A 25,134-nucleotide genomic window follows, 5' to 3' on the forward strand; every position below is an offset into this window, starting at 1 on the left:
CCCGCCCCGCGCGACGTACGGCCGTCAGGCCGTGTGCTTCACCGGCCCCGGATCGCTGTGGCTCGGCCGGCCCGTCTCGACGTGGCCCGCGAAGCGACGCACGACCTTGTCCTCACCGCCGCGCAGCGTCGTCGCGGTAATCGTCAGATCGTACCAGCCGTGGCTCGACGACAGCTCGAAGTGCCCCTCGACGCGCTCGCCCGGCTCCAGCGTGTAGGTGCGCGCATGCGCATGGCTGTACGCGTTGTCGACCGTCACGCGGCACGTCGCGCGGCCGCTGTTGCGCAGTTGCAGGTACACGTGGCGGTTGCGCACGTCGTAGCCGATCTTCGCTTCGGGGTTCGCGTGGCGGCCGTCCGCCGCGAGCCGCGTGTTGCCCTGGAACTCGCACAGATAGCCGTTCGGGCCGTAGGCGGCGAGATGGTACTCGCCGCGCGCGGCCGACGTGCTCCACGTATCGACGAAGCGGTCGTGCGCGGACACCGCATAGCGGCGCGGCGGCGTTGCCGGGTTGCGGCGGTCGTACACGTAGAACGCGGCGCCGGCATCACCGGTATTCGCGAAATCGAGCGACACGGTGTCGTCATGCGCGCCCACGCGGCTGTGCACGAACAGCTCATACGGCAGCGCACGCGCCGGACGCGTGCCGGGCTCCTGCGCCGGCATCGACTGCTGCGCGGGCACCTGGTACGCCTGGCCGGCCGTCGCGATGTGCTGCGGCACCGTGAAGCTCACCGTGCGCGTGTCGGGACGCGCGGAGAAGTCGAATGCCGACGTGAGGTCGCCGCAGATCGACCGGCGCCAGGCGCTGATGTTCGGCTCCTTCACGCCGAAGCGTGCTTCGAGGAAACGCAGCACCGACGTATGGTCGAACGTCTCCGAGCAGACCCAGCCGCCCTTCGTCCACGGCGAGATGATGATCAGCGGAACGCGCGGCCCGAGGCCGATCGGCTGGATGCCGCCCGGGTCCGCGCCCGGCACGAGCGGGCTCATTTCGCCCGGATACTTGTTCAGGTCGAGCAGCTCGTCGCCGAGGTTCGACAGCAGGTTCGACGACACGATGCCCTGTCCGCCCACGCCGCTCGCGACCGGCGGCACCGGCGGCACGACGTGGTCGAACAGCCCGTCGTTCTCGTCGTAGTTGAGGATGAACACCGTCTTCGCCCACACCTCCGGGTTCGACGTCAGCGCCTCGAGCACCATGTTGATGTAGAACGCGCCGTCCGTCGGCGAGGCCTGCGGGTGCTCGCTGTACTTGTACGGCGACACGATCCACGACACCTGCGGCAGCCGGTTCGCCTGCACGTCGGCCTTCAGCTCGGCGAGCGTGTGATCCGACGCGCCCTTGTCGACCAGCGGGCCGCTCGCGCCTTCCTTCACCTGGAACTTCTTGAAGAACATCAGCGAGTTGTCGGTGTAGTTGTCGGTCGGGTCACCCGGAATGCCCGTGCCGCCCTGGTACACCTTCCAGCTGACCTTCGCGTTCTCGAGGCGCTCGGCATAGGTCGTCCACGTGTAGCCGTTCACGTCGTCGCGCTCGCCGATGCCCGGGCCGTTCGGCGGGTTGCCGTAGATGTTGCGCGGGTCGACCGTGCCGGTCCACAGGTAGATGCGGTTCGGCGCCGTGTCGGCGTGCGCGGAACAGAAGTACGAATCGCAGATCGTGAACGCGTCGGCCAGCGCGTAGTGGTACGTGAGATCCTGGCGCTTCAGGTAGCCCATCGTCAGCACGTCCTGCTTCTGGTTCACCCACTGGTCCCACTGGCCGTTGTTCCAGGACAGGTGGCCGCTGCTCCAGCCGTGGTTGGTGCCCGGCTGGAATTCGGTCGTCTGCTTCGGGTCGAGGTAGAACGGCAGCACGTACGGCGCCGACGGATCGAGGCCGCGCGAATGGTAGTTCTTCGTGAACACCGATGCCGGCGGCTGTTGCCACACCGGCGCGCCGCTCGGCAGCAGGTGCGGACGCGGGTCGTTGAAGCCGCGCACGCCGCGCAGCCCGCCGAAGTAATGGTCGAACGAACGGTTTTCCTGCATGAAGATCACGACGTGTTCGACGTCGCGGATCGTGCCCGTGCGATAGGCGGCCGGCATCGCCAGCGCATTGCGGATCGCGGGCGGGAAGCCCGCATAGGCGGCCATCGCGCCGGCCGACTGCGCGGCGAGGCGAAGGAAATCGCGTCGATTGTTCGAGGACATGAAGAGAACCCTGTTGTCGATAGGAGTGGGGGCGCCGGTCGAGCGGGGCCGGCGGTGGTACGTTGCCGCTATTACCCCGCACCGGCATGTCCCGGCCGTGACCGGTTACCGCAGGTTTCTTTTGGTTACCCACAGGATTTTTTGGAAGCGGCGCACGACGCACCTTTCATGCGGCCGACACACGCGTGCGCTACGCTGACGCGCGATACAGAGGGGAGAAGCCGAGTCGTGTTCGATCAGCTGAAGGCGTTCCACGCGACCGTCCGGCAGGGCAGCATCACGCGCGCCGCGCGCCACCTGGGTGTCAGCCAGCCGACGATTGCCGCGCAGATCCGGCAGGTCGAGCAGGTGTACGGCGTCGAGCTGTTCTACCGCAGCGGCCGCAAGCTCGAGGTGACCGAAACGGGCATCGAGCTGCTGCCGCTCGTCGAGAAGATGATCGCGCTCGAGGCGCAGGCCGACATCATGCTGCGCAACGTCGGCGGCCGGTTCGAAGGCCACCTGCGGATCGGCGCGACGGGCCCGTACTACATCATGGATGCGGTCGGCCGGTTCTCGAGCGCGCATCCGTCGATCGCGCTCACGTGCCGGATCGGCAACTCCGAGGAAATCCTGCAGGCGCTGCAGGAGTTCCGCATCGACCTCGCCGTCTCGTCGCAGCGCAATGACGCCGACGGCCTCGAACGCAAGGTGATCTCGACCGATCCGCTCGTGCTCGTCGTGCACCGCAACCATCCGCTCGCGCGGTTCGACGCGATCGATCCGGCGCAACTCGCCGACGTGCGGCTGCTGATTCGCGAGGAAGGGTCGGTCACGCGCCGCTGCACGGAGACGATTCTCGCGGCGGCAGGTGTGTCAGCCGTGTCGGTTGCCGAGATCGGCAGCCGCGAAGCGATCCGCGAGGCAATCCTGCACGGCGTAGGCGGCAGCCTGTTTCCGCTCGGTGAGGCCGAGCGCCATCCTGACCTGCGCGTGATCGCGCTGCGCGGCGTCGATACGACGATCGACGAATACGTGTACTACCTGAAAGCGCGCCGCCAGAGCCCCGCGATCGACGCGTTCCTCGCATGCATCCTGCCGGACGGCGCCGAAGCAGCCGGCGCATCCGACCACGGACAACCGGTGCGGCGGGCGAACGCGCGCTGACCTGCCGCGCGTTCGCCGGTTCCGCATCTGACTGGCGCTTTTCCCGCGCCTTCCCTCGTTTTTCCTCGTGCCTTCCTTCTGTCGTTGCGCTCACATCATTTCGGCAATGCCGGAATCATCCACGTCAGCACGTGCTGCTGCAGGAACACCAGCACGCCGAGCAGCAGCGTGAGAATCACGCTGTGCCAGAAGGTGCGCGCAAACACGACACCTTCCTGCCCTTTCAGGTCCGTCGTCGACACGCCCGTCGCGATGTTCTGCGGCGAGATCATCTTGCCCATCACGCCGCCCGACGAGTTGGTCGCGGCCATCAGCACCGGATCGAGGCCGAGCTGCCGCGCGGCCACGACCTGCAGGTTGCCGAACAGCGCGTTGCCCGACGTGTCGCTGCCGGACAGGAACACGGCGATCCAGCCGAGCGACGCGGACACCAGCGGGAACAGCGCCCCCGTCGACGCGACGCCGGTGCCGAGCGTGTAGCTGATCCCCGAGTAGTTCAGCAGGTACGCGAGCCCGACGATCATCATCACCGTGACGATCGCGATCCACGTCTGCCGCCACGTCTTCACCACGCATTCGACGAACGCGCCGGCGCCGGTGCGCGTGAGCGCGGCCGTGATGATCGCCGACAAGAGGATCGCGGTGCCCGTGCCGAGCGGCTGGAAGTCCCAGATCGCCGCGTACGGCTTGTGATACAGCGACACGAACACCGCGTTGTGCAGGCCCGGCCACTTGATCTTCACGTCGCCGATCGCCGCGATGTTCGCGTGCACCCACACGATCACGACCACCGACACGACGATCCACGGCAGCCAGCCGCCGAAGCCCGCGCGCGCGGCGCCGGCCGCGGCAGGCACGCTGCGCGCGAGCGCGTATTGCGGATCGGGCTGCGGCTTCCACACCTGCAGGAAGCCGATCGTCACGATCAGCGACGTGAGCGACGACAGCACGTCGGTAAGCTGGTAGCCGAGGAAGTTCGACGTGACGAACTGCGCGAGCGCGAAGCTGGCGCCCGACACGAGCAGCGCCGGCCACAGCTTCGAGATCGAGCGCAGCCCGCCATACGCGCCGACCACGTAGAACGGCAGCAGCAGCGCGAAGAACGGCAACTGGCGGCCGACCATCTGCGCGAGCGTCGCGGGCGGCAACGACGTGACCGCGCCGAGCACGGTGATCGGCACGCCGAGCGCGCCGAACGCGACCGGCGCCGTGTTGAACAGCAGCGTATAGGTGAGCGCTTCGAGCGCGGGGAAGCCGAGCGCGATCAGCAGCGCGCTCGTGATCGCGACCGGCGTGCCGAATCCGGAGATCCCTTCGAGCAGACAGCCGAACGAGAACGCGACGACGAGCAGCACGAGGCGGCGGTCGTCGGGCAGGTTGTCGAGCATCCACTGCCGGAACTGGTCGAAGCGGCCCGACTTCACCGCGATGTTGTACAGCAGCAGCGCGTTGAAGACAATCCACATCACCGGCACGACCGCGAGCGCCATGCCGGCGCCGACCGCATTGAACGCGAGCCCGGCCGGCATGCCCCACGCGCCGATCGCAACCGCGAGGCCCGCCACGAGCCCGGCGAGCGACGCTTGCCACGCGGGGCGACGCAGCACGCCGAGCGCGATCAGCGCGACGGCAATCGGGATCGCGGCGACGAGGAACGACAGCAACAGCGAGTTGGCAATGGGCGTCAACGGCTGCGCGAAGACGATGCCGGGCGGTAGGGCGTCGGTAGGGTTCATCGTGTCTCCAGATGTCGACCCGAGTTGGCGCTTCAGCGCATACTCGGGTCCCATGCCTTGTGCGGTCGACCCGAGTTGGCGCTTCAGCGCATACTCGGGTCCCATGCCTTGTGCGGTCGACCCGGGTTGGCGCTTCAGCGCGTACTCGGGTCCCATGCCTTGTGCGGTCGACCCGGGTTGGCATGCCGATGCCCCGGGTTCGGTACAAGGCGATGTCCTGCAATCACGACGGCGATCAGGCGCTTGTGCGCGCAACGACATCGCACAGCCAACCGATCGGTCGCTTAAAAAAGGTTAGGAGGCGCGCGGCGCTTGTACAAGGGGGACAAGCCCGATGCGTGACGACCCGATGCGGCCGTTGCGCCGCACGATGACCGGTGGATGGCGGCCGGCTGTCACGTTCGACAGGCAGCCCGGTCATGCCGCCGCCCGCGCAATGTTGCGCGCACGACAAAGGTGACTGACGGCAACGAGGGTGTTTCGTTTGGCATCCGAAGTCTAGACTGGCTGCATCGATTCCGGCCGGGCCAGACACGGCGCGGCACCGGAACCGGAACCGCTCGGAGCAAACACGATGAAGACGATGAAACACGCGGCATGCGCATTCCTGCTGATCGGCGCAGCCTTCGCCGCCCATGCGCAGTCGGCCTCGACGGTAACGCGCGCGCAGGTCCGCCAGGAACTCGTGGAACTGCAGGCCGCCGGCTACCGCACGAGCCTCGCAAGCAGTCCCGACTTTCCGGAGAACATGCAGGCGATCATGCAGCGTGCCGCGCAGGCGCGCGGCGAGGATGCCGGCTACGGCAGCGACAGCCGGGCAAACGTGGAATCAGGCAAGCCGGCGCTGCCGCATGCGATCGATCGCGGCACGTACGCGCATCACTGACCGATGACTGAAGGAACCGGATGGATCGCACGGCAGCGGCGCGGCGCACCTGCGCCGGCCGCGTGTGCGATCGTCAGACGCTGAAGCGGTTCAGCGTATAAGCGCGGTAGGCCGCGACGAACGCGTCGAACGATCCGGCCTCCTTCGCTTCGAGCTCGGCCTGCTCGGCCAGCGACTTCGCGGCGAGCGCCTGCTCGGTGCGCAGCGTGTCCGCCGACGGCGGATGCGCGCGGAAATGCGCGGCATGCGCTTCGCTCTGCGCGAGCGCGAACCCGAGGAACGACTGGCCGTGCTCGCGCATCGTGCGCAGCACGCGTGCGGACGGCGTACGTTCCGGATCGGCGAGCTTCTCGCGCTGCGCGGCAATCGCGCGCGCATGCTCGTCGCCGCCGCGGATCTCGTCGAGACGGCGGCCGATGGTTTCGATATCGGCCATCAGCTCGTCCGCCCACTGCTGCATCGTGACCGACTGGCCGTCGCGCGTGAGCGTGAGCCCCGGCTTGCGGCCTTCCATCGTCACGCTGCCGAAGTTCGCGTTCGCTTCCTTGTACGCCTCGCAGTCGAGCGGCGCGCTTTCGTCCAGCGCGCACGCGAGCAGGAATGCATCGATGAAGCGCGCGGTTTCCAGCGCGATGCCGGTCGGCTCGAACGGATCGATGTCGAGGCAACGCACCTCGATGTACTGCACGCCGCGCGACGCGAGCGCATGCAGCGGCCGCTCGCCCGAATACGTGACGCGCTTCGGCCGGATCGTCGAGTAGAACTCGTTCTCGATCTGCAGCACGTTCGTGTTGATCTGGATCCACTCGCCGTCGCGATGCGTGCCGATGGCCTCGTACGCCGGATACGGTTCGCTCACGGCCTTCGACAGCGCGTCGAGATAGCCGGGCAGCGTGTTGTAGTCGACGTGCAGCGCGGCCTGGGCCGTCGTGTTCGAGTAGCCGAGATCGCTCATCCGCAGGCTCGTCGCATACGGCAGGTACAACGTATCGGCGTCGAACGTGTCGAGCTTGTGCGGCTTGCCGCGCAGGAATTTCGTGTCGAGCGCCGGCGACGCACCGAACAGGTACATCAGCAGCCAGCTGCGGCGGCGGAAGTTGCGGATCTGCGCGAGATAGCGCTCCGACTGGTAATCGACGAGCGTGGCCGTCGAGCCTTCATCCGCGTGCAGGCGCCGCCACACTTCCTCGTGCAGCGAGTAGTTGTAGTGGATGCCGGCGATGCATTGCATCGTGCGGCCGTAGCGATACGCGAGGCCGCGTCGGTACACCGTCTTCAGGCGGCCGATGTTCGACGAGCCGTAATCGGCGATCGGAATCTGGTCGTCGGCCGGCAGCAGGCCCGGCATCGAGTCGTTCCACAGCATCTCGTCGCCGAGCGACGCATACACGTAGCGATGCAGATCGTCGAGGCGTTCGAGCGTGATCGCGGCGTCGCGCTCGGCAGGCGTGATCAGTTCGATCAGCGCCTCGGAATAATCGGTCGTCAGCGCCGGATGCGTGAGCGCCGAACCGAGCGCGCGCGGATGCGGCGTGAACGCGATCATCCCGTCGCGCGTCACGCGCAGGCTTTCCTTTTCGATGCCGCGCAGGCCGTCGGGCAGATGCTGCCGCGTCGGGCCCGAGCTCAGTGCTTCGAGGCGATTCAGCAGCAGTTCGGACTGGCGGTGAGTCATGGTGTTCGACATGGAGACGCAAGTGCGTGACGGCCGCGCGCAGAACGCCGCGCGCGGCCGGCTGGATTGTTGGTCGCTTCGTTGGTAGCGGGCACTTTAACATCTCGCCGAAACACGCGCTTGAGGTGGCTCCGGGCACGGTGCGCGGGCCGGAGCGGGCCGCCGGACGGGGCGATCGCGGTTATCGTAACCGGTGCGACCGGTTCCAGGCGGCGCGGATCGTCACGCCGGCCGGCCGAATTCGTCGGACGGAACGCGAGCAGCGAACAGGTGGCGGCAGGTGCAACCGCGCGGCCGAACCGACCGGAAAACGATACATGCGCCTGCATCGCGCGCGCGACCTCCGGCTGGCGCCGGATTCGATGAATCGCCTCGACGGCCCGCATTCGGCGGGTAGCTTGACGAGGCCAGCCCGGCCTGCGCAACGGGTTGCATCGCGGCCCGGTCCGGTCGCACCCGGCCGCACCGGGCGGGCGGCGCGCTCACCCGCCGCGCGCGCCGCCCGCCCGGTCGGCCACTTCGTTCCACAGATGCAGCGCCGCATACGCGCGCCACGGCCGCCAGCCTTCGGTGCGGCGCTTCTGGCTGGCGAGCCGGTCGAGCGCCGGATCGCGCGCGGCGATCGACTGCATCAGCACGAGATCGGAGGCGGGCCACGCGTCCGGGTCGCGCCACGCGCGCATCGCGATGTATTCGACGGTCCACGGACCGATACCCGGCAGATCGAGCCACGCACTGCGCAGTGTCGCGAGATCGGCATGCGCGCGATCGACCGGCACGTCGCCGGCCGCCACCGCGCGCGCCACGCCCGTCAGTGCCGCCACCCGCTTGCCGGGCATCCCGATCTTGTCGAGATCGCACGCGGCCAGCGCGTCGGGGGCCGGGAAACGCCACGCCGGCGCGCCGTCGTCTTCATGAATCACCCGCTCGCCGGCCCGTTCGACGAGCCTTCCGACGATCGTCGTCGCGGCCTTCACGCTCACCTGCTGGCCGACGATCGCACGTACCGCCAGCTCGAACCCCGACCACGCGCCGGGCACGCGCAACCCCGGCGCGGCCTCGACGAGCGGCGCGAACCACGGATCGCGCGCGAGCCCGCCGCCGATCGCGGCCGGATCGGCGCCGAGGTCGAACATCGTCGCGACGCGCGCGGCGAACGCATCGTCGACATGGCGCGCGACGGCCCCTTCGACGGTCGCGATCAGGCAATGCTTGCGCGGATGTTTCGTGACGGTGAGCCGGCCGGCATCGCCGTGCAGGTCGACGATGCGACGGTACACGCCGTCCGCGACCTGCTCGACACCCGGAATCGCGCGCCCGCTGAAGAAACGCAGCACGCGCGCCCAGTCGTACGGCGCCTTGTAGCGCAGCTCCATCTGCGCGGACGGCGGCACCTGGCCGCCGTTCGCGATGGACGCAATCGTTGCTTGATCGATGCTCAAACTGCACTGCCCTCCGTCACGGCTTCGGCTTCATCGTTGTGGACATGACGCGCTTCGGACGCGAGCAGCGTCGCCTTGCGGCGCACGCCCCAGCGATATCCGGCGAGCGCGCCGCCCTTTTGCACGACACGGTGGCACGGAATCGCCAGCGCGACCGGGTTCGACGCGCACGCGGACGCGACCGCCCGCACCGCGCGCGGCGAACCGAGCGCCTCGGCAATCTCCGAGTAGCTGCGTGTTTCGCCGTACGGAATATGCGTCAGCGCTTCCCAGACACGCTGCTGGAACGCGGTCGGCGCGATGTCGAGCGGCAGGTCGAATGCGTGCCGCGTGCCGTCCAGGTACGCGCGGATCTGCGCGACGAACGGCGCGAGCCGCGTGGACGCTTCGACCAGTTCGGCGCGGGCAAATGCGTCCTTCAGCTCGCCGACGAGCGCCGCCGGTTCGTCGCCGAACGCGATCCGGCAGATGCCCTGATCGGTCGCGGCGACGAGCACCGTGCCGAGCGACGTCGGCGCGGTTGCATACTCGATCCGCAGGCCCGCGCCCTGGCGGCGGAACGCGGACGGCGCCATCCCGAGTTCGCGCGGCACCGATGCATAGAGCCGCGACGGCGAGTTGAACCCCGCGTCGACGGCCGCCTGCGTGACCGGCTGCCCGCTTTGCAGCGCCTGCCGCAGCGCAGCGCCGCGCTGCGCGGCCTGGTACTGCCGCGGCGACACGCCGACCACGCGCTTGAACAGCCGCTGCAGGTGGAACGGGCTCACATGCACGGCATCGCTCAGTTCCTGCAACGTGAGCCGCTCGGCGTGCGCGTCGAGCACCGCGCATGCGCGGTTGACGATCTCGAGCTCGCGCGGCAGCCCTTCCGGCTGGCAGCGCTTGCAGGGCCGGAAGCCGGCCGCGCGTGCGGCCGCCGGATCGGCGAAGAAGGACACATTCTCGCGGCGCGGCAGCCGCGACGCGCAGGTGGGGCGGCAGAACACGCCGGTCGTGCGCACAGCATAGAAGAACGCGCCGTCCGCATGCGGATCGCGCTCGGTCACGGCGCCCCAGCGGGCATCGTCGGTCGGATAGGCGGTTTTCATCTGAACCTCGCACTCTCTAGTGTAGATGGTGCCTACTCTAGACATCGGCGCATGCCGTCGCGCCCTGAATCTTGCTCTGTGATTCGCGGCGGCGAACCGGGGACACATCGATCAGAAATAAATCCGACAAAACGCCCGAAGCGGCTGCTCCGGCGCGGTTTTCGTCATCGCCCCGTCACCCTTTTGCTGCAGTGCGGATGCGACAAATCGCCGTCCTGACGTTTTTTTGCATTCGGAATATTGCGTCGCACCATCGCCGTGTGTATAGTTGGAACTGTCTCCTCCATGTCTCCTCCTGATATGGATTAAGCCCGCTCCGCACTGCGTGAGCGGGCTTTTTTTCGTCTGTCGATTGTGCCGTGTTCCGGCCGGCGGCGCAGGCGCGATGCGTCTACACTCGATGCTCGTCGACTGCGAAGGAGTATCCGTTCATGAAGCCCACCATCCGCGGGATCGATCACATCGTGCTGCGCGTGACCGACATGGCGGCGATGACGCGCTTTTACTGCGACGCCGTCGGCTGCCATGTGGAGAAGGAGCAGCCCGATCTGGGCCTCGTTCAGTTGCGCGCCGGCGATGCGCTGATCGACCTGCTGACGGTCGGCGGCCCGATCGACCGCCCCGACAGCGGCCCGCCCGGCACGGGGCGCAACCTCGATCACCTGTGCCTGCGCGTCGAGCCGTTCGATCCCGACGCTTTGATCGCCCATTTCGCCACACATGGCGCGCGGCCGGGCGCCCCGGCGGAACGCTACGGCGCCGGCGGCTACGGGCCGTCGATCTACCTGTTCGATCCCGAAGGCAACATGGTCGAATTCAAGGGGCCGCCGGCCGCGATCGGCTGAACGCGGCCGGCGCGCGGGCCGTCACGCGTCCGTGCGCGCCTTCAGCACGGTCCATTCGACCGCGACCGGGTCATGGTCGGCGCTCGAGATCCACGCAGTGCCGTCCTGCACCGTGCACTGCAGCCGCATCGTGCGCTCCGCGAGCCGCCCGAGCGCGGTCGCGACGCCGTCGGTGAGCGACAGCACCTGCACGTTGCGCAGCCGTTCGACCTTGCTGCGCACGCCTTGCCACCAGATATCCGACGTCTTGCCGCCATACGCGATCACCGTGACCTGGCCGGCGCGGCCGGCCGCCTTCGAGATGCGCCGTTCGTCGGGCTGGCCGGCCTCGATCCACACGTCGATCGCGCCCGTCAGGTCCTTCTGCCACAGATCGGGCTCGTCGACGTCCGACAGCCCCTTGCAGAATTCGAGCCGCTCGTGCGCGAACAGCGCGAACGCGACGATGCGCACCATCATCCGGTCGTCGGTTTCCGACGGATGGCGCGCCACCGTCAGCGCGTGATCGGCGTAGTAATGCCGATCCATGTCGGCGATTTGCAGTTCGGCTTTGTAGATCGTGGATTTCAGCGCCATGCGGAGTCGGCCCGGGCGGGCATTCGGTTCGGTCGGGCCGTGATGATACCGAATGCGCGCCGTCCGGCGCGTGTCATGCTCCCGCCACAGCACAACGGCCCGGCATCAGCCGGGCCGTGTTCGGTTCGCGCCGCCGGCACTTCGGGCCGGCGCGCTCGCGCGTCGTGCGACTGCGCGGGGATCGACCGGTTACTGCTTGACGAAGCGCGAATCGGTCCAGAGACCCTGCTGGTCGCTGTTGTCGGCGCTGACGAACTGCACGTCGCCCTGGTCGACCGACACCACGCGGAAGCGCTGGCCTTCCGGCACCGACAGGCAGCGGTAGTCGTCGAAGTACTGCTGCTTCGCCTGCGACTTGCCGTCACGCTCGTGATTCAGTACGGAATCCAGATTGTCTTTCGACAGGCAGCCCCAGGCGTTCTTCGTCAACTGGATTTCCTGCTTCGGCTTGACGGCCGAATCGCCGCCGGCCTGGGCAATCGACACCGCGCAAAATGCGCCGACAAGGGCAAAAAGGATACCGGTACGCTTCATCATGTTCTGTCTCCAGGCTGCGGACACCAGGCTTGGGTTAGCTATGCGTTTAAAGATGATCGTGAACCCGCGTTTTTCACTTTAGAAGACCGGCAAACGATAGCAAGCACATTTGTTGTGCGACCGCAATAGCGGCGGATTGTCGCACCCCGTGCGCAGCCCGTTTTTCACGCGGCGCGCGCGGCGCGCAAAACCTGTTGCGTGGTGGACAGACCCTTCGTGCCGGGCGAGAAGCGTTATCCGGCAAGGCTTTCATCCAAGTTACAGTGTGACGGTTGAACGGTTTGGATAATCCATTTCGTCATCCGGATCATTTTGATGCGCCGCACATAAAGTCATTCGAAACGATTCGACTTTACCGCAGCGCGGAATCGCAAATACCTGATACAAGAAAAATGCCAGGTATAAGCGAATCCGTATTTATCCGTAGTTCCCCGAATGTATTCGATGCCGGCAGAAGCCCCGCCGCAAGCGCCCTTCGCCAGCGTGTTTACCCTGCCTTATTCGGGCTGGTTTGCTGGCGCTCGAAATAATCGCGCTGAAAAATGCACATCCGATAAGCGTTGTGATACGCGCCGTTTCCGAAAAATTCTTCCTTCAATTCGGCTTCGTGCTGGAATCCGCATTTCTCGTACACGTGAATCGCCGCCGCATTCGACGTATCGACGATCAGGTACAGCTTGCGCATGTTCAGCACCTTGAACGCGTACTCGATCGCGAGACGCGTCGCCTGGCCCGCATAGCCGCGCCCCTGGCATTGCGGCGCGATGATGATCTGGAACTCGCCGCGGCGATGGATGTAGTCGAGCTCGATCAGCTCGACGAGGCCGACCAGTTCGCCTTGCGAATCGACCGTGACGAAACGGCGTTCGCGCTGGTCGTGCACGTGGCGGTCGTACAGCTGCGACAGTTCCGAGAAGGTTTCGTACGGCTCCTCGAACCAGTAGCGCATGATCTTCGCGTCGTTGTTCAGCTCGTGGACGAAGCGCAGGTCCTGGCGCTCCAGCGGCCGCAGCGCGAGCGTGTTGGTATCGTTCTGGAGTTGCATGTTCATGTCCTTTTTGATGCCGGCGCACGTGCGGTACGCCCGCGCGGCACGGCCGCGTTCGGGCCCGTTTCGCACTGTAAGAAATTGAACGCGGGCGAGGTTCAGAGCCTAGAATGGGAGCAAGGGTTCCTGCCACCGCAAGGAGGCTATCGTGATCGAGCAAGTCATACTCGGAATATTCCTCGTGCTGCCGCTCGTTATTGTCGCGGCGCTGTTTTCCGACGAACTGTGGCAGGAACACCGGCGCCAGCATCCGCGCGACGAAGACGCACCGCATATCGACTGGAAGCATCCGTGGCGCCGCGTGCGACGCGGTCATTGAGCCGGTTCGTCCTCGATTCGCAGCACGCGCCGGCCGGCCATCCCGGGCCGGGTAACACGCGGTGCGCGGCCCTTCCGCTTCGATCCCATTCCCGCCCAACCCGCGAGGCGCCGACGTGAACGACAAGCCTGCTGCCCCTGCTCACGATATCCCTCACGAAACGATCGACCTGCAGATCGCCGATGTGCTGGCAGCCGTCCGCTACCCGGCGAACAAGGATGCAATCGTCGACGCCGCACGCGACGCCGGCGCCAGCAACGAGGTGCTGTCGATGCTCGACGGCCTGCCCGAACAGGACTACGCGGACGTCAATGCCGTCACGCAGTGGGTCGCCGGCAACTTCGGCCCGGGGCTCGGCATTTGAGCGGATGCCAATAACGCGATAGGATCGGGCCGCACCGGTCGCGCCGCGATCGGGAGGCGTGCCGCCCGGCGCAAGAACGGGCGTTCGGGCACGCGTGTCCGGGGGACTCCATGGAAGGCATCCTGATCCAGCACACGTCGCGACGTCAGCTCTGGTTCGGCGCGCTGACGGCGCTCGTCATCCTGCTTGCGCTCGGGATCGCCGTGCCGCACGCGAACGTCACGCTGCCGGCCGTCGAACCGTTCATGCCGATGTGTGCGCTCACCGTGTTCACGACTGCGAGCATCGCCGCGTTCTTCCTCGGCGCGCAGTTCACCGTGACGCGCCAGCCCGTGCTCGGCGCGCTCGGCGGCGCCTATGCGTTCACCGCGCTCGCCGTCGCGCTGCAGCTGCTCACCTTTCCCGGCGTGTTCGCGCCGCATGGCCTGCTCGGCGCGCGCCCGCAAAGCGCTGCGTGGATGTGGGTCTTCTGGCATGCCGGCTTCCCGTGCTTCGTGATGGCCGCGCTGTTCGCCCGCGAGCGGCTGACGCGCGCACCGGTCGGCGAGAAAGAGACGCGCCGCTGGACGGTCGCGCTCGTCGGCGGGCCGGCCGTCGCGGCCGCGCTCCTGTGCGCTCTCGCACTGAACGTATCGCTGCCGCCCGCGTTCCATCCGCCCGGCGACACGGCCGTACTGCCCGTCAACGGCATCGCGCTCGTCGTGTGGATCCTCAATGCGCTCGCGCTCGTCGCGGTGCTCGTCACGGGCCGGCTGCGCACGACCCTCGACCTGTGGCTGGCGATCGCGGTGCTCGCGTGCCTCACCGACACGACGCTGAACCTTCTGACGACGAACCGCTACACGGTCGGCTGGTATGTCGCGCGCGTGTTCAGCATGTTCACGCCCGGCGTGCTCGTGTGCGTGCTCGCGTGGGAAGTGACGATGCTGTACCAGCAGCTGTTCGAGGCGCATGCGACGCTGATCCGCTCTTCCGCGCGCGACGGGCTGACCGGTGCATTCAACCGCAGCCACTTCAACGACCATTTCCACATGCTGTTCCTGCAGGCGCGGCGGCAGGGCGAACCGCTGTCGCTGCTGATGGTCGACGTCGATCACTTCAAGGCCTACAACGACACGTTCGGTCACGTGAAAGGCGATGCGTGCCTGATCGCGGTTGCGAATGCGCTCGCCGGTGCGGTACGGCGGCCGGCGGATATCGTCGCGCGCTATGGTGGCGAAGAGTTTGCGATCGTGTTGCCGAACACGGGTGCGCGCGGTGCGCGGGTGGTGGCCGACGAAGCGCGCGAAGCCGTGCTGCGGCTCGACCTCGAGATGCCCGACTCGCCGGCCGGGCGCGTGAGCGTCAGCGTCGGTTGCGCGACCGTGTCGGCCGACGATCTGTCGACGCCCGATGCATTGATCGAAGCCGCCGACGCCGCGCTGTATCGTGCGAAGGATACGGGGCGCAACAGGGTCGTCACCACCTGAAAACGTCTGCTGTTTGGCTAATTGTTACGGTCATTGTGACCGGAATAATCCGCCGTTACGGATTGCGCAACAGGGAAACGATCGCTTACAGCCGGTGTTGGTGGCGCTCGCTATGCTGGGTTTCATATCGAACCCAAGCAGGTGAGCGCCATGAAGAAAGCCCTTTTGCTGATTGCCGGTGTCGCCGTGTTGCTGAGCGGCTGTATCGTGGTGCCTGACGGCGGCGGATATTACGGTGGTGGCGGGTATTACCATCACCGGCATTGGGATTGACGCGAGTGAAGATTGCGGCGCTACGATCGCGTAAAGGTCGATGCGCCGTTGTCGTCGTGAAGGGTCCGGATGCGTCGATCGCCTCGTTTTTCCCAACGCGATCGAGGCGCCGGACCGAAGCCCGATCAGGCCGCCCCGGCCAGATCCGCGTGCATCAGGAACACCTGTAGCGCGGCGAGCGTTTCGCCGTGAAGCCGCTCCAGACGCGCATCCTTTTTCCCGTCCTTGACCAGATCGCCCCTGGCATCCCGCTTGTACGGCTCACCCAGCAGTTCGGCCATGTCGAACGGGTAGTACGTGCGATCCCCGTAGGGCCGCTTGCCGTCGATGTACGGCATCGGCCAGAAATCCCCTTCGCTCAGCACGTCGTCGATTGCGTCCGCATCGACGGTCCGCCAGTTGGCGCCCCGCAACACGGCGAGATGCGCAGCGCGAAATTCGAATCGGCCCGACGCATCGACACCACTCCCCTTGAAAGCGAACAGCTTGCGCAGCGCGGGCGGGATCGTGTATTGCCCGGGCGCCAGCGTGCCCGCCTTCGCGACAAACACGGGCACGAGGTGTCCGAGTTCGGCGAGCGTACGAATGGCGAGTGCGTCGTCATCGGTCTTGAGAGCGGCCTTGGCCAGTGCAATCGTCGGCCCTTCGCCGGTCAACGGATGCATCGGATCGATGCCCGGCGCGCCGGATTCGACCGGCATCCACATCACACGTAACCGCTTCAGCAACGCGACGTGGTGTGAGGTCAGATCGGGGAGGGATGCGCCATCGGCAAAGACTGCACGGATGATCGCGTTGCGGTCGGCAGGCCGTGACGGCACGGGCGCGATCGACGCAGCGCGTGCGGCCAGCATCGGCAGCGCAGCGAGGGTGGCAACGAAATGTCGGCGGGACAGGGGCATGGGTGGGGAGCGTTCGGTGAGGCTGGATCAGGCCGGCACGCGAGGCGCCATAGATCCACGTCGGATCAAATCTTGCCTGAGCCCGGCGGAATGTAGCATCAGGACAGCGACGAGCCATCTGACAAGGCTGTCAGGACGGCGCTGAAGGATGTTCATCGATCAAACCGGCGACGTCATCGACGTGGTGATGATTTCGGACGTTCAATCCCGAACAATTGCTCGATCACGGCATCCGGTCCATCGGGAGATATGTCGAGAGAAACGAAATCCGACCGCAATAACGAACGCTGCCCGTCTCGAACCGCCTTCTCTCCATGGGCATTGGCCCGCGTTTGGCGCACGGCGCCACGGTCCGAAAGGTCGGGAAGCGGCTTGCCCGGTGGTCCGCCAAACCAACGATACTCGACGATCTTGAGATCGTGATCGACGATGATCCAGATGACGCAACCACTCGGCGTATTGCCCAGCTTCAAGTTGATGTTGATCCGGGACCGTGCGCCATCGACGAGCGACACCTTGAGCTGGATATGACGCAGGACGCTCGCGCTGCTCATGACGAGGTCGTAGCCGCTCACGTCGAACTCGGCACGCAGCACTTCGATATCCATGATGTCTCGCTGCCAAAGTCGACGCATGACATCACCGATGAATACATGCTCGACGATGCGCTCCCTCAACACCGAATACGTTGCGTGCTTGGCTCGAACTTTTCGGTCCACGCTTTCGCTCTCAGACACTTTGCCTTCTTCTCTCTTTCGTTGGTTTTTCCTGGGACAAATTGGCGCCGCACAAGCTTCGTGGGCGTTGGGCTACCTTAAGCGCCTGCTCACTTCCCGATACAAAACCTGCTGAAAATCACCCCCAGCAGATCATCCGAAGTGAACTCCCCGGTAATCGAATTGAGTTGCTCCTGCGCGAGCCGCAATTCCTCGGCAAACAGATCGAGCGACTGAGCGCGCTGCTCCGCGTGATCCGCCGCCTGCGCGAGATGTTCCTGCGCGGCCCGCAGCGCGATCAGATGCCGCTCGCGCGCGAGATACACGCCTTCGGCTCCCGCCTGCCACCCCGCAATCCGCAGCAGTTCGGCACGCAGCATGTCGATCCCGTCGCCGCGCTTCGCCGACAGATGCACCTCGGTCAGGTCGCCCTCCGCCGCCGGATGCTCGACGCACGCCGGCACCCCGGTCAGATCCGTCTTGTTCAGCACACGCACCACCGGCACGCCGCCCGGAAACCGCGCCGCGATCACTACGTCATCGGGCGTCATCCCCGTACGCGAATCGAGCAGATGCAGCACGACGTCCGCGCGCTCGATCTCGCTCCACGTGCGCGCAATGCCGATCCGCTCGACCTCATCCTCGGTCTCACGCAGCCCGGCCGTATCGATGATGTGAAGCGGAATTCCTTCGACCTGGATCGTCTGCGCGACCTTGTCGCGCGTCGTCCCCGCGATCGGCGTGACGATCGCCAGCTCCGCGCCGGCCAGCGCGTTCAGCAGCGACGACTTGCCGACGTTCGGCTGCCCCGCGAGCACGACCGACAGCCCTTCACGCAGCAGCGCACCCTGCCGCGCATCGCCGAGCACGTGCGCGAGCTGCGCGCGGATCTTCGCGAGCTTGCCGCGCGCGTCGGCCGCCTCGAGGAAGTCGATCTCCTCTTCCGGAAAATCGAGCGTCGCCTCGACCAGCATCCGCAGCGTGATCACGTCGTCGACGAGCGCATGGATCTGCCGCGAGAACGCGCCGTCGAGCGAGCGCCCGGCCGAGCGCGCCGCGGCCTCGGTGCTCGCCTCGATCAGGTCGGCAACGGCTTCGGCCTGCGCGAGGTCGAGCTTGTCGTTCAGGAACGCACGCCGCGTGAATTCGCCGGGCTCCGCGAGCCGCAGCCCGAAACCGCGCCCCGCATCCAGGCAACGCTGCAGCAGCAGTTGCATCACGATCGGTCCGCCATGCCCCTGCAGCTCGAGCACGTGCTCGCCGGTGTACGAGTGCGGCGCCGGGAAATACAGCGCGATCCCGCGGTCAAGCGGCGCGCCGTGCTCGTCGAGGAACGGCACGTAGCTCGCATGACGCGGTGCAAGCTTCTGCCCGCACAACGCTTCGATCAGCGGCAGCGCGGCCGCCTCGCCGCCGCGCCCGAACGATACACGGACGACGCCGATGCCCCCCCGGCCGGCAGCGGTGGCAATGGCGACGATCGGATCGGAATCGGTAGCAAGCATGGGAATCGGATGAATCGGGTGATCGGTGAATATGGTGCGCCCGCGCAACAGTTCGGGCATCGGAACGCCGGCATTGTAGCGTGCCGGCACACACGCCATCGGTCGCCACGACAGATTCGGACGCGCCCGAATTTATCCCGCTGGGGATAAGCCAAGTATCAGTCCTGCGCAATGTCGCAGCCACCGTTTCGGACGAGTATGCCTGCTGGAGCGGCCCAACGCTGCGGCCCCAAATTCCGCTCCACGCCCTGATCGAGATTGGGATTCGTCTGAACGAGATACGTTTATCCCGAATGGTTGTCTGATACGTGGCGGTGGAATTGCACAATCTCCCCCATGCCGACATCCGAAGAAAAAGCCGCGTTCTCGGAACGCCTGAAATTCGCCCTGCGGCGCAGCCCGGAGAAGGTCACCGGTGCGACTGAGCTGGCGAACCGTTTCAATTTGCGCCACCGCGGAACGCATCCCGTTTCGCTGTTGATGTCCACGCAGAACTGACCCACCTGAGGCAGTAATTTTCATCGAATTTTGACCCACGTGATTGAATGCCCTGCTCAATCTTTGAGCAGGGGATACAGAGGTGATCACGGTGGGCATATTGGCCAAGATCAGGCGGATGTATTTCCGCGAGAAGGTCCCGCTGCGCGAGATTGCTAGGCGCACGGGCCTGTCCCGGAACACGGTGCGCAGCTGGCTTCGGCAAACGGATGCCGTTGAGCCGAAGTACCCGAAGCGCGTCAGCCCGAGCGTCGTCGACGAGTGGGCCGCGCAGCTGACGGGCTGGCTGCGGGCGGACAGCCATCGCCCGAAGCGTGACCGGCGCACGGCGCGGTTCATGTTCGAGGCCATCCGCGGCGAGGGCTACGCCGGCAGCTACGGCCGCGTCAGCGCCTTCGTGAGACGCTGGCACGAGGAGCAGGCTGAAGCCCCGCGCAGGAAGGCCTATGTACCGTTGGCCTTCGAACCCGGCGAAGCATTCCAGTTTGACTGGAGCTGCGAATACGCCTTCATCGGCGGGTTGCGGCGACGCCTGGAGGTCGCCCACGTCAAGCTCAATGCCAGCCGGGCGTTCTGGCTGGTCGCCTATCCGACCCAGAGTCACGAGATGCTGTTCGATGCGCACGCCCGCGCATTCGCCGCGTTTGGCGGCGTTCCGCGCCGCGGCATCTACGACAACATGAAGACCGCCGTGGACAAGGTCGGCCGCGGCAAGGAGCGCGCGGTCAACGCCCGCTTCGAGGCAATGTGCGGCCATTACCTGTTCGAGCCGGAATTCTGCAACCGTGCCGCCGGCTGGGAGAAGGGCATCGTTGAGAAGAACGTGCAGGACCGGCGCCGCCAGATCTGGCACGAGGCCGCGCTACGACGCTGGGAAACGCTGGAGCTTCTGAACGAATGGGTCGCGGGCCAGTGTCGTCAGGCCTGGCAGATGCGGCACCCGCAGTGGCCCGAGCTGACGGTCGAGGACGTGCTGCAGGACGAGCGCACCAGGCTGATGCCCAATCCACGCCCGTTCGACGGCTATGTCGAGCAGACGCTGCGGGTGTCGTCGACCAGCCTCATCCACTTCCAGCGCAACCGCTACAGCGTGCCCACCGAGTACACGAACCAGCTGGTGAGCGTGCGCTGCTATCCGGCATATCTCAGCGTCGTCGCCGACGCCCAGGAGATCGCACGCCACGAACGCAGCTTCGAGCGGCACATGACCTTCTACGACTGGCGCCATTACATCACGCTGGTCGAACGCAAACCCGGCGCGTTGCGCAACGGTGCTCCGTTCGTCACGATGCCACAGCCGCTGCAGCAGTTGCAGCGGCACCTACTGAAGCACCCGGGAGGTGATCGCATCATGACGCAGGTGCTCGCCGCGGTGCGCGAACACGGACTCGATGCCGTGCTGCTTGCTGTGCAGGCAGCGCTGGACTCGGGACGCCCTAGTGGGGAGCACGTTCTGAACGTGCTGAGCCGGTTGAAGGCACCCACCACGAGCACCAACCTCGCGACGACGAAACTCCAGCTTACCGAAGAGCCGGCCGCCGACGTGAGCCGCTACGAAACCCTGCGTGCCAACCCACCGGAGGACCGTCATGTCTAACGACATCGCCGCCCAGCTCAAGGGGCTCAAACTGCATGGCATGGCGAGCACCTGGCCAGAGTTGCTGGCGCAGTCGCGTCACACGGAGTTCGACCCGGAGCGCTTCATGAAGCAGTTGCTGATGGCTGAGACGGCGGAGCGACAGGTGCGCTCGATCGCCTATCAGATGACCGCCGCTCGCTTCCCAGCTCACCGCGACCTGAAGGGCTTCGACTTCGCGCAGGCGCACGTCGACGAAGCGCTGGTTCGAGAACTCAGTGACCTGTCGTTCCTCGCAAGCGCACACAACGTCGTGTTCATCGGTGGCCCCGGCACTGGCAAAACGCACCTCGCCTCAGCGATCGGAATTGAGGCCGTGCAGCGCCATGGCAAGCGCGTGCGCTACTTCTCGACCGTCGAGCTGACCAACGCACTGGAGCAGGAGAAGTCCATCGGCAAACAAGGCCAGATCGCCCATAAGCTAATGTACGTCGACCTGGTGATCCTCGACGAACTGGGCTACCTGCCGTTCAGCCAGACCGGTGGCGCATTGCTGTTCCACTTGCTCTCGAAGCTGTATGAACACACGAGTGTCGCGATCACCACCAACCTCAGCTTCGGTGAGTGGGCGACCGTGTTCGGGGACGCAAAGATGACGACGGCGCTGCTGGACCGCGTCACCCATCACTGCCACATCGTCGAAACGGGCAATGAATCCTGGCGCTTCAAGTCCAGTTCTGCCAAGGCGAAGGCAACCAGAAAAAGAGCAGCAAAAGCAGCAGGCAGTGAGGAGTTATCCACACCGGAATAGATGTACTACGCTGTCTCGGGGTGGGTCAGATTTAGATGAAAACGGTGGGTCAAGATTCGGTGGAAATCAACACCGTTTCGCCGCAAACCGCGCACAAATGGCTGACGGGCCGCACGATTCCGACGTCGGACAAACTCGCCACGCTCGCCGAATGGCTGCGCGTCGAACTCCACTGGCTGCATTACGGCCCGTCGCCGAGCGTGATCGAACACCCGACGCCGCAACCGCTGCCGCGCGACGAGCACTATCCGCCGACGCCCGAGACGATCGAGCTCGCGTCGAAGATCGAAGCGTTGTCGCCGCATCATCGCTACCTCGTGCAGGAACTGGTCGAGCAGTTCTACGGCGACTCGGGCGACTCGAAGAAGGGCTGAACCCGCACCGGAACCGCAAAAGCAAAAAGCCGCATGGTCACGAACCATGCGGCTTTTTTTCGTGCGTCGCGGGCGGCTGGCCGCCCACGACTGCAACGGGCGTCAGGCGGGCTTCTTCTTGCCGCCGCCGAGCTTGCGCGTGATGTAGTACTGCTGCGCGATCGACAGCACGTTGTTCACGACGTAGTACAGCACGAGGCCGGCCGGGAAGAAGAAGAACATCACCGAGAACGCGATCGGCATGAACTTCATCATCTTCGCCTGGACGGGGTCCGGCGGCGTCGGGTTCAGGCTCGTCTGCACGAACATCGACACGGCCATCAGCACCGGCAGGATGAAGAACGGATCGCGCTGCGACAGGTCGTGAATCCACAGAATCCACGGCGCGCCGCGCATTTCGACCGAAGCGAGCAGCACCCAGTACAGCGAGATGAACACCGGGATCTGGATCACGACCGGCAGGCAGCCGCCGAACGGATTGACCTTCTCGGTCTTGTACAGCTCCATCAGCGCGGCGTTCATCTTCTGCGGATCGCTCTTGAAGCGTTCGCGCAGCGCCTGCATGCGCGGCGTGATTTCCTTCATCCGCGCCATCGACTTGTAGCTTGCAGCCGACAGCGGGAAGAACACGGCCTTGATCAGGACCGTCAGCAGCACGATCGCCCAGCCCCAGTTACCGACGAAGCCGTGGATCTTCTCGAGCAGCCAGAACAGCGGCTTCGCGATGATCGTCACCCAGCCGTAGTCCTTCACGAGCTCCAGGCCCGGCGCGATGCCCTCGAGCATGCGCTCTTCTTCCGGACCGGCGAACAGGCGTGCCTGCACGTCGGCCGACTGGCCCGGCGCAATCGCGGCGACCGGCTGCTTCACGCCGACGCGGTACAGCGTCGGATCGATCTTCTCGGCGTAGATGTCGCGCTTCACGCCCTGCTGCGGAATCCAGGCCGACGCGAAGTAGTGCTGCACCATCGCGACCCAGCCGTTGTCGGCGGAGTTCACGAAGTCGGCCTTGTTCTTGTCGAGGTCGCTGAAGTTGATCTTCTGGAAGTGCTTCGCGTCCGTGTAGACCGCCGGCCCGAGGAACGTGTGCGAGAACATCGGCGTTTCGACGGCCGTGTTGTCGCGCACCAGTTCCATGTAGACCGTCGGCGTGACAGGCGCCGTGCCGACGTTGTCGATCTTGGTGTCGACGCCGATCACGTAGCTGCCGCGCGTGAACGTGTAGGTCTTCACGACCTTCACGCCGCCCTTCACCGGCGACTCGAACGACAGCTTCAGCGTGTTCTGGTCACCCGTCATCGACGTCGAGCCGGGGTTCAGCTGCGTGTAGACGTCGTTGTGGTTCGGGAAATCGCCGCCGAGCAGGCCCGTGCGTGCGAGATACGTGTGGCCGGCCGTGTGGTCGAACAGGGTGATGTACAGGTCGGGCTGCTTGCCGTCGCCTTGCTTCTTCAGCGTCAGCTTCGCGAGCGTGCCGCCGCGCGTGTCGATTTCGCCGTCATAGACGTCGGTCGAGAACTTCACGAGCTGCGCCTGGGCGGCCGGTGCCGTCGTCGACGGTGCGGCGCCGGCTGCGGCAGCAGGCACTTCACCTGCGGTCGTCGTCGTCGCGCCCGTGCCCGATGCACCGCCGGCAGCGGCCGCGGGGGTCGTCTGCGTGGCGCTCGGGAAGAACATCGACGGGCGTCCATGGGACCGCTGCCAGTTGTCGTACAGCATGACAGCTGACATGAAGAAGATCACCCATAGGACGGTGCGTTTGATATCCATGCGTTGTCTCAGAGTCGATGGGACCGCGCGTCGGCTTCGCCGCTAGCGCGAGTGTCGGAGTTGGGCGGCGGGACGAGGTCGATGCCGCCCGCGGAAAACGGATGGCATCGGCACACGCGCCTGACGGCGAGATACGTGCCGCGCGCGGCGCCATGATACTGGATTGCCTCGCGCGCGTAATCCGAACAGGAAGGATAAAAACGGCAACGGTTGCCGAGCATCGGGCTCACGGCAACCTTGTAGAAGCGCAGCAAGGCGATCAATACCGTTTCCATACCTTGGGCGGCGCCGTACGACGCCGCGTCAAAACCGGCCGGGCAGGCGCGAACGCCGCACCAGGCACGGATGCGTCACTCGGACGCGGGCTTCGACGCCCGGCGGGCGATTTCCCGGACTGCCCTGTCGAGCAGTTCGCGGATCTCGGCCGCGCACATCGCCGCGAGCGGGGCGGAAGCCGCGCTCGGCAGCGCTTTCTTGTCGAAGCGCGTGTGCTGCCGCAGCAGCAGGTCGTAACCGGCGAATTCGGCCCGGCGCAGGCGAAACTGATCGCGCGCCAGCCGCTTCACGAGGTTACGTGTTACTGCACGCGGCGCATACTTCTTGCCGACGACGAGCCCCAGACGCGCGGGCTGACCGGTCGGCTTGCCGTAAATCACGAAGTGCGCGGAGCGCCGCCAGGGACGCAAACGAAAAACGGATGAAAATTCATCCGTTTTCAGAAGTCGCGCAGCTTTCGGGAAGGCGGCTTTCGTCTGCGACGGATTCGCACCCGGCTCGACGGTACCTTCCGCAGGACTGCGGACGGCGGACACAGCGCGCAACCTGCCTTAGATGGCCAGGCGCTTGCGGCCCTTCGCGCGGCGAGCGTTGATGACCTTGCGGCCACCTGCCGTCTTCATGCGGACACGGAAGCCATGGGTGCGCTTGCGGCGCGTCACGGACGGTTGGTAAGTACGTTTCATGATGTTCTCACTTGTTCGAGAATGTCGAAATTCAGGGGACCGCGTGCCCTTACCGGAGGCATTCGGGCGAACGCAATCGCCGGGAATACAGGATTGGTTTTCGCGGAACCCGCTATTTAAACCGTTTTTCTCTTGACGGTCAATACTTTAGGAGTCGATCGCCTGTGCACGCCCCGGGCGATCCGGCCCCGCGCCCCACAAAGCCAGCCTGTGGATAAGTCCCGCTGTGGCCGCGTTTGGCGGTAGAATCTCGCCTTATCTCCAAGAATCCCGCACGCCGCTTCGGCCCGCGCCTGCCCCTCCAACACTGTGATGCAGGCGTCCGAAGCACGCTCGCACGACCGCTTCGGGCCTTGTTGCGCTACCGCGACAAGGGCGCCGGCGAGCCGCGCTGTGCACGCAAAAAACGACAGTTACTTG

Annotated in this window: 24 protein-coding genes and 2 pseudogenes; 11 read left to right on the plus strand and 15 right to left on the minus strand. The window is 65.8% G+C overall.

Annotated features, from left to right (window positions below):
* Nucleotides 1-24 precede the first annotated feature (24 nt).
* Nucleotides 25-2,196, minus strand: coding sequence for a phosphocholine-specific phospholipase C (locus tag ACWMMN_RS16710; protein WP_486422864.1), 2,172 nt, complete (start codon nt 2,194-2,196; stop codon nt 25-27).
* Nucleotides 2,197-2,424: 228 nt separating this feature from the next.
* Here ACWMMN_RS16710 and ACWMMN_RS16715 point away from each other — a divergent pair, with 228 nt between their 5' ends.
* Entirely contained in the window at nt 2,425-3,342 is a 918-nt protein-coding gene (locus tag ACWMMN_RS16715) for a LysR family transcriptional regulator (RefSeq protein WP_342703263.1), read from the plus strand.
* Nucleotides 3,343-3,437: 95 nt separating this feature from the next.
* Here the strand turns inward: ACWMMN_RS16715 and ACWMMN_RS16720 are convergent, their stop codons facing one another.
* Nucleotides 3,438-5,078, minus strand: coding sequence for an L-lactate permease (locus tag ACWMMN_RS16720; protein ID WP_059232878.1), 1,641 nt, complete (start codon nt 5,076-5,078; stop codon nt 3,438-3,440).
* Nucleotides 5,079-5,652: 574 nt separating this feature from the next.
* Here ACWMMN_RS16720 and ACWMMN_RS16725 point away from each other — a divergent pair.
* Nucleotides 5,653-5,964: a DUF4148 domain-containing protein gene (locus ACWMMN_RS16725; RefSeq protein WP_059232877.1), complete on the plus strand. Its 312-nt coding sequence runs from the start codon at nt 5,653-5,655 to the stop codon at nt 5,962-5,964.
* Between the two features lie 73 nt (nt 5,965-6,037).
* Here ACWMMN_RS16725 and gshA read toward each other — a convergent pair whose 3' ends face one another.
* The 3 genes from gshA to ada form a co-directional block, all read right to left on the minus strand.
* Entirely contained in the window at nt 6,038-7,651 is a 1,614-nt protein-coding gene (gshA, locus tag ACWMMN_RS16730; protein WP_059232876.1) for a glutamate--cysteine ligase, read from the minus strand.
* A 470-nt stretch (nt 7,652-8,121) separates the two neighbouring features.
* The gene (locus ACWMMN_RS16735; protein ID WP_486422865.1) at nt 8,122-9,081 is read right to left on the minus strand and encodes a DNA-3-methyladenine glycosylase family protein; all 960 of its coding nucleotides are present in this window, start codon (nt 9,079-9,081) and stop codon (nt 8,122-8,124) included.
* Entirely contained in the window at nt 9,078-10,169 is a 1,092-nt protein-coding gene (gene ada / locus ACWMMN_RS16740; protein WP_059232874.1) for a bifunctional DNA-binding transcriptional regulator/O6-methylguanine-DNA methyltransferase Ada, read from the minus strand. The genes ACWMMN_RS16735 and ada overlap by 4 nt, the downstream gene beginning before the upstream one ends.
* Before the next feature lie 431 nt (nt 10,170-10,600).
* On the opposite strand from ada, the gene ACWMMN_RS16745 reads away from it, so the two are divergent.
* Entirely contained in the window at nt 10,601-11,014 is a 414-nt protein-coding gene (locus tag ACWMMN_RS16745; RefSeq protein ID WP_174994351.1) for a VOC family protein, read from the plus strand.
* Between the two features lie 21 nt (nt 11,015-11,035).
* Here the strand turns inward: ACWMMN_RS16745 and ACWMMN_RS16750 are convergent, their stop codons facing one another.
* From ACWMMN_RS16750 to speG, 3 genes are all read right to left on the minus strand, one after another.
* Nucleotides 11,036-11,590, minus strand: coding sequence for a YaeQ family protein (locus tag ACWMMN_RS16750; RefSeq protein WP_486422866.1), 555 nt, complete (start codon nt 11,588-11,590; stop codon nt 11,036-11,038).
* 189 nt (nt 11,591-11,779) lie between these two features.
* Complete coding sequence (gene sap1 / locus ACWMMN_RS16755; protein WP_059232871.1) at nt 11,780-12,127, minus strand: surface attachment protein Sap1; 348 nt, start codon at nt 12,125-12,127, stop codon at nt 11,780-11,782.
* Between the two features lie 487 nt (nt 12,128-12,614).
* Complete coding sequence (gene speG, locus ACWMMN_RS16760; protein ID WP_059236565.1) at nt 12,615-13,172, minus strand: spermidine N1-acetyltransferase; 558 nt, start codon at nt 13,170-13,172, stop codon at nt 12,615-12,617.
* A gap of 151 nt (nt 13,173-13,323) precedes the next feature.
* On the opposite strand from speG, the gene ACWMMN_RS16765 reads away from it, so the two are divergent.
* From ACWMMN_RS16765 to ACWMMN_RS16780, 4 genes are all read left to right on the plus strand, one after another.
* On the plus strand, nt 13,324-13,494 hold the full coding sequence (locus ACWMMN_RS16765; protein WP_174994352.1) for a hypothetical protein: 171 nt from the start codon (nt 13,324-13,326) through the stop codon (nt 13,492-13,494).
* 115 nt (nt 13,495-13,609) lie between these two features.
* Complete coding sequence (locus ACWMMN_RS16770; RefSeq protein WP_059232870.1) at nt 13,610-13,858, plus strand: DUF2795 domain-containing protein; 249 nt, start codon at nt 13,610-13,612, stop codon at nt 13,856-13,858.
* Between the two features lie 110 nt (nt 13,859-13,968).
* Nucleotides 13,969-15,327, plus strand: coding sequence for a sensor domain-containing diguanylate cyclase (locus ACWMMN_RS16775; protein WP_059232869.1), 1,359 nt, complete (start codon nt 13,969-13,971; stop codon nt 15,325-15,327).
* A gap of 150 nt (nt 15,328-15,477) precedes the next feature.
* A complete protein-coding gene (locus ACWMMN_RS16780; protein ID WP_256085370.1) occupies nt 15,478-15,600 on the plus strand; it encodes a hypothetical protein in 123 nt (40 codons plus the stop codon).
* Between the two features lie 125 nt (nt 15,601-15,725).
* On the opposite strand, the gene ACWMMN_RS16785 is transcribed toward ACWMMN_RS16780, so the two are convergent.
* From ACWMMN_RS16785 to mnmE, 3 genes are all read right to left on the minus strand, one after another.
* Entirely contained in the window at nt 15,726-16,454 is a 729-nt protein-coding gene (locus ACWMMN_RS16785; protein WP_486422867.1) for a hypothetical protein, read from the minus strand.
* Nucleotides 16,455-16,675: 221 nt separating this feature from the next.
* Entirely contained in the window at nt 16,676-17,239 is a 564-nt protein-coding gene (locus ACWMMN_RS16790; protein ID WP_486422868.1) for a hypothetical protein, read from the minus strand.
* Between the two features lie 89 nt (nt 17,240-17,328).
* Nucleotides 17,329-18,723 carry a tRNA uridine-5-carboxymethylaminomethyl(34) synthesis GTPase MnmE gene (mnmE, locus tag ACWMMN_RS16795; protein ID WP_059236563.1) on the minus strand — a complete coding sequence of 465 codons (1,395 nt, stop codon included), beginning with the start codon at nt 18,721-18,723 and terminating at the stop codon, nt 17,329-17,331.
* A 336-nt stretch (nt 18,724-19,059) separates the two neighbouring features.
* Between mnmE and ACWMMN_RS16800 the strand changes: the two are divergent.
* The 4 genes and pseudogenes from ACWMMN_RS16800 to ACWMMN_RS16815 form a co-directional block, all read left to right on the plus strand.
* Nucleotides 19,060-19,197: pseudogene (locus tag ACWMMN_RS16800) on the plus strand (transcriptional regulator); the annotation flags it as partial.
* A 142-nt stretch (nt 19,198-19,339) separates the two neighbouring features.
* Complete coding sequence (gene istA, locus ACWMMN_RS16805; RefSeq protein WP_233621336.1) at nt 19,340-20,818, plus strand: IS21 family transposase; 1,479 nt, start codon at nt 19,340-19,342, stop codon at nt 20,816-20,818.
* Entirely contained in the window at nt 20,811-21,608 is a 798-nt protein-coding gene (istB, locus tag ACWMMN_RS16810; RefSeq protein ID WP_175223704.1) for an IS21-like element helper ATPase IstB, read from the plus strand. The genes istA and istB overlap by 8 nt, the downstream gene beginning before the upstream one ends.
* 74 nt (nt 21,609-21,682) lie before the next feature.
* Nucleotides 21,683-21,982, plus strand: a pseudogene (locus ACWMMN_RS16815) (helix-turn-helix domain-containing protein); the annotation flags it as partial.
* Nucleotides 21,983-22,084: 102 nt separating this feature from the next.
* On the opposite strand, the gene yidC reads toward ACWMMN_RS16815, so the two are convergent.
* The 4 genes from yidC to rpmH form a co-directional block, all read right to left on the minus strand.
* Nucleotides 22,085-23,752 (minus strand): membrane protein insertase YidC, encoded by a 1,668-nt coding sequence (gene yidC / locus ACWMMN_RS16820; protein ID WP_486422869.1) that lies wholly within the window; start codon nt 23,750-23,752, stop codon nt 22,085-22,087.
* 8 nt (nt 23,753-23,760) lie between these two features.
* Nucleotides 23,761-24,027, minus strand: coding sequence for a membrane protein insertion efficiency factor YidD (gene yidD, locus ACWMMN_RS16825; protein WP_059232865.1), 267 nt, complete (start codon nt 24,025-24,027; stop codon nt 23,761-23,763).
* 75 nt (nt 24,028-24,102) lie between these two features.
* Complete coding sequence (gene rnpA / locus ACWMMN_RS16830; RefSeq protein WP_059232864.1) at nt 24,103-24,564, minus strand: ribonuclease P protein component; 462 nt, start codon at nt 24,562-24,564, stop codon at nt 24,103-24,105.
* A 15-nt stretch (nt 24,565-24,579) separates the two neighbouring features.
* The gene (rpmH, locus tag ACWMMN_RS16835; protein WP_004198824.1) at nt 24,580-24,714 is read right to left on the minus strand and encodes a 50S ribosomal protein L34; all 135 of its coding nucleotides are present in this window, start codon (nt 24,712-24,714) and stop codon (nt 24,580-24,582) included.
* Nucleotides 24,715-25,134: the final 420 nt, after the last annotated feature.

It is taken from the genome of Burkholderia cepacia complex sp. TUM26381, assembly GCF_057439935.1.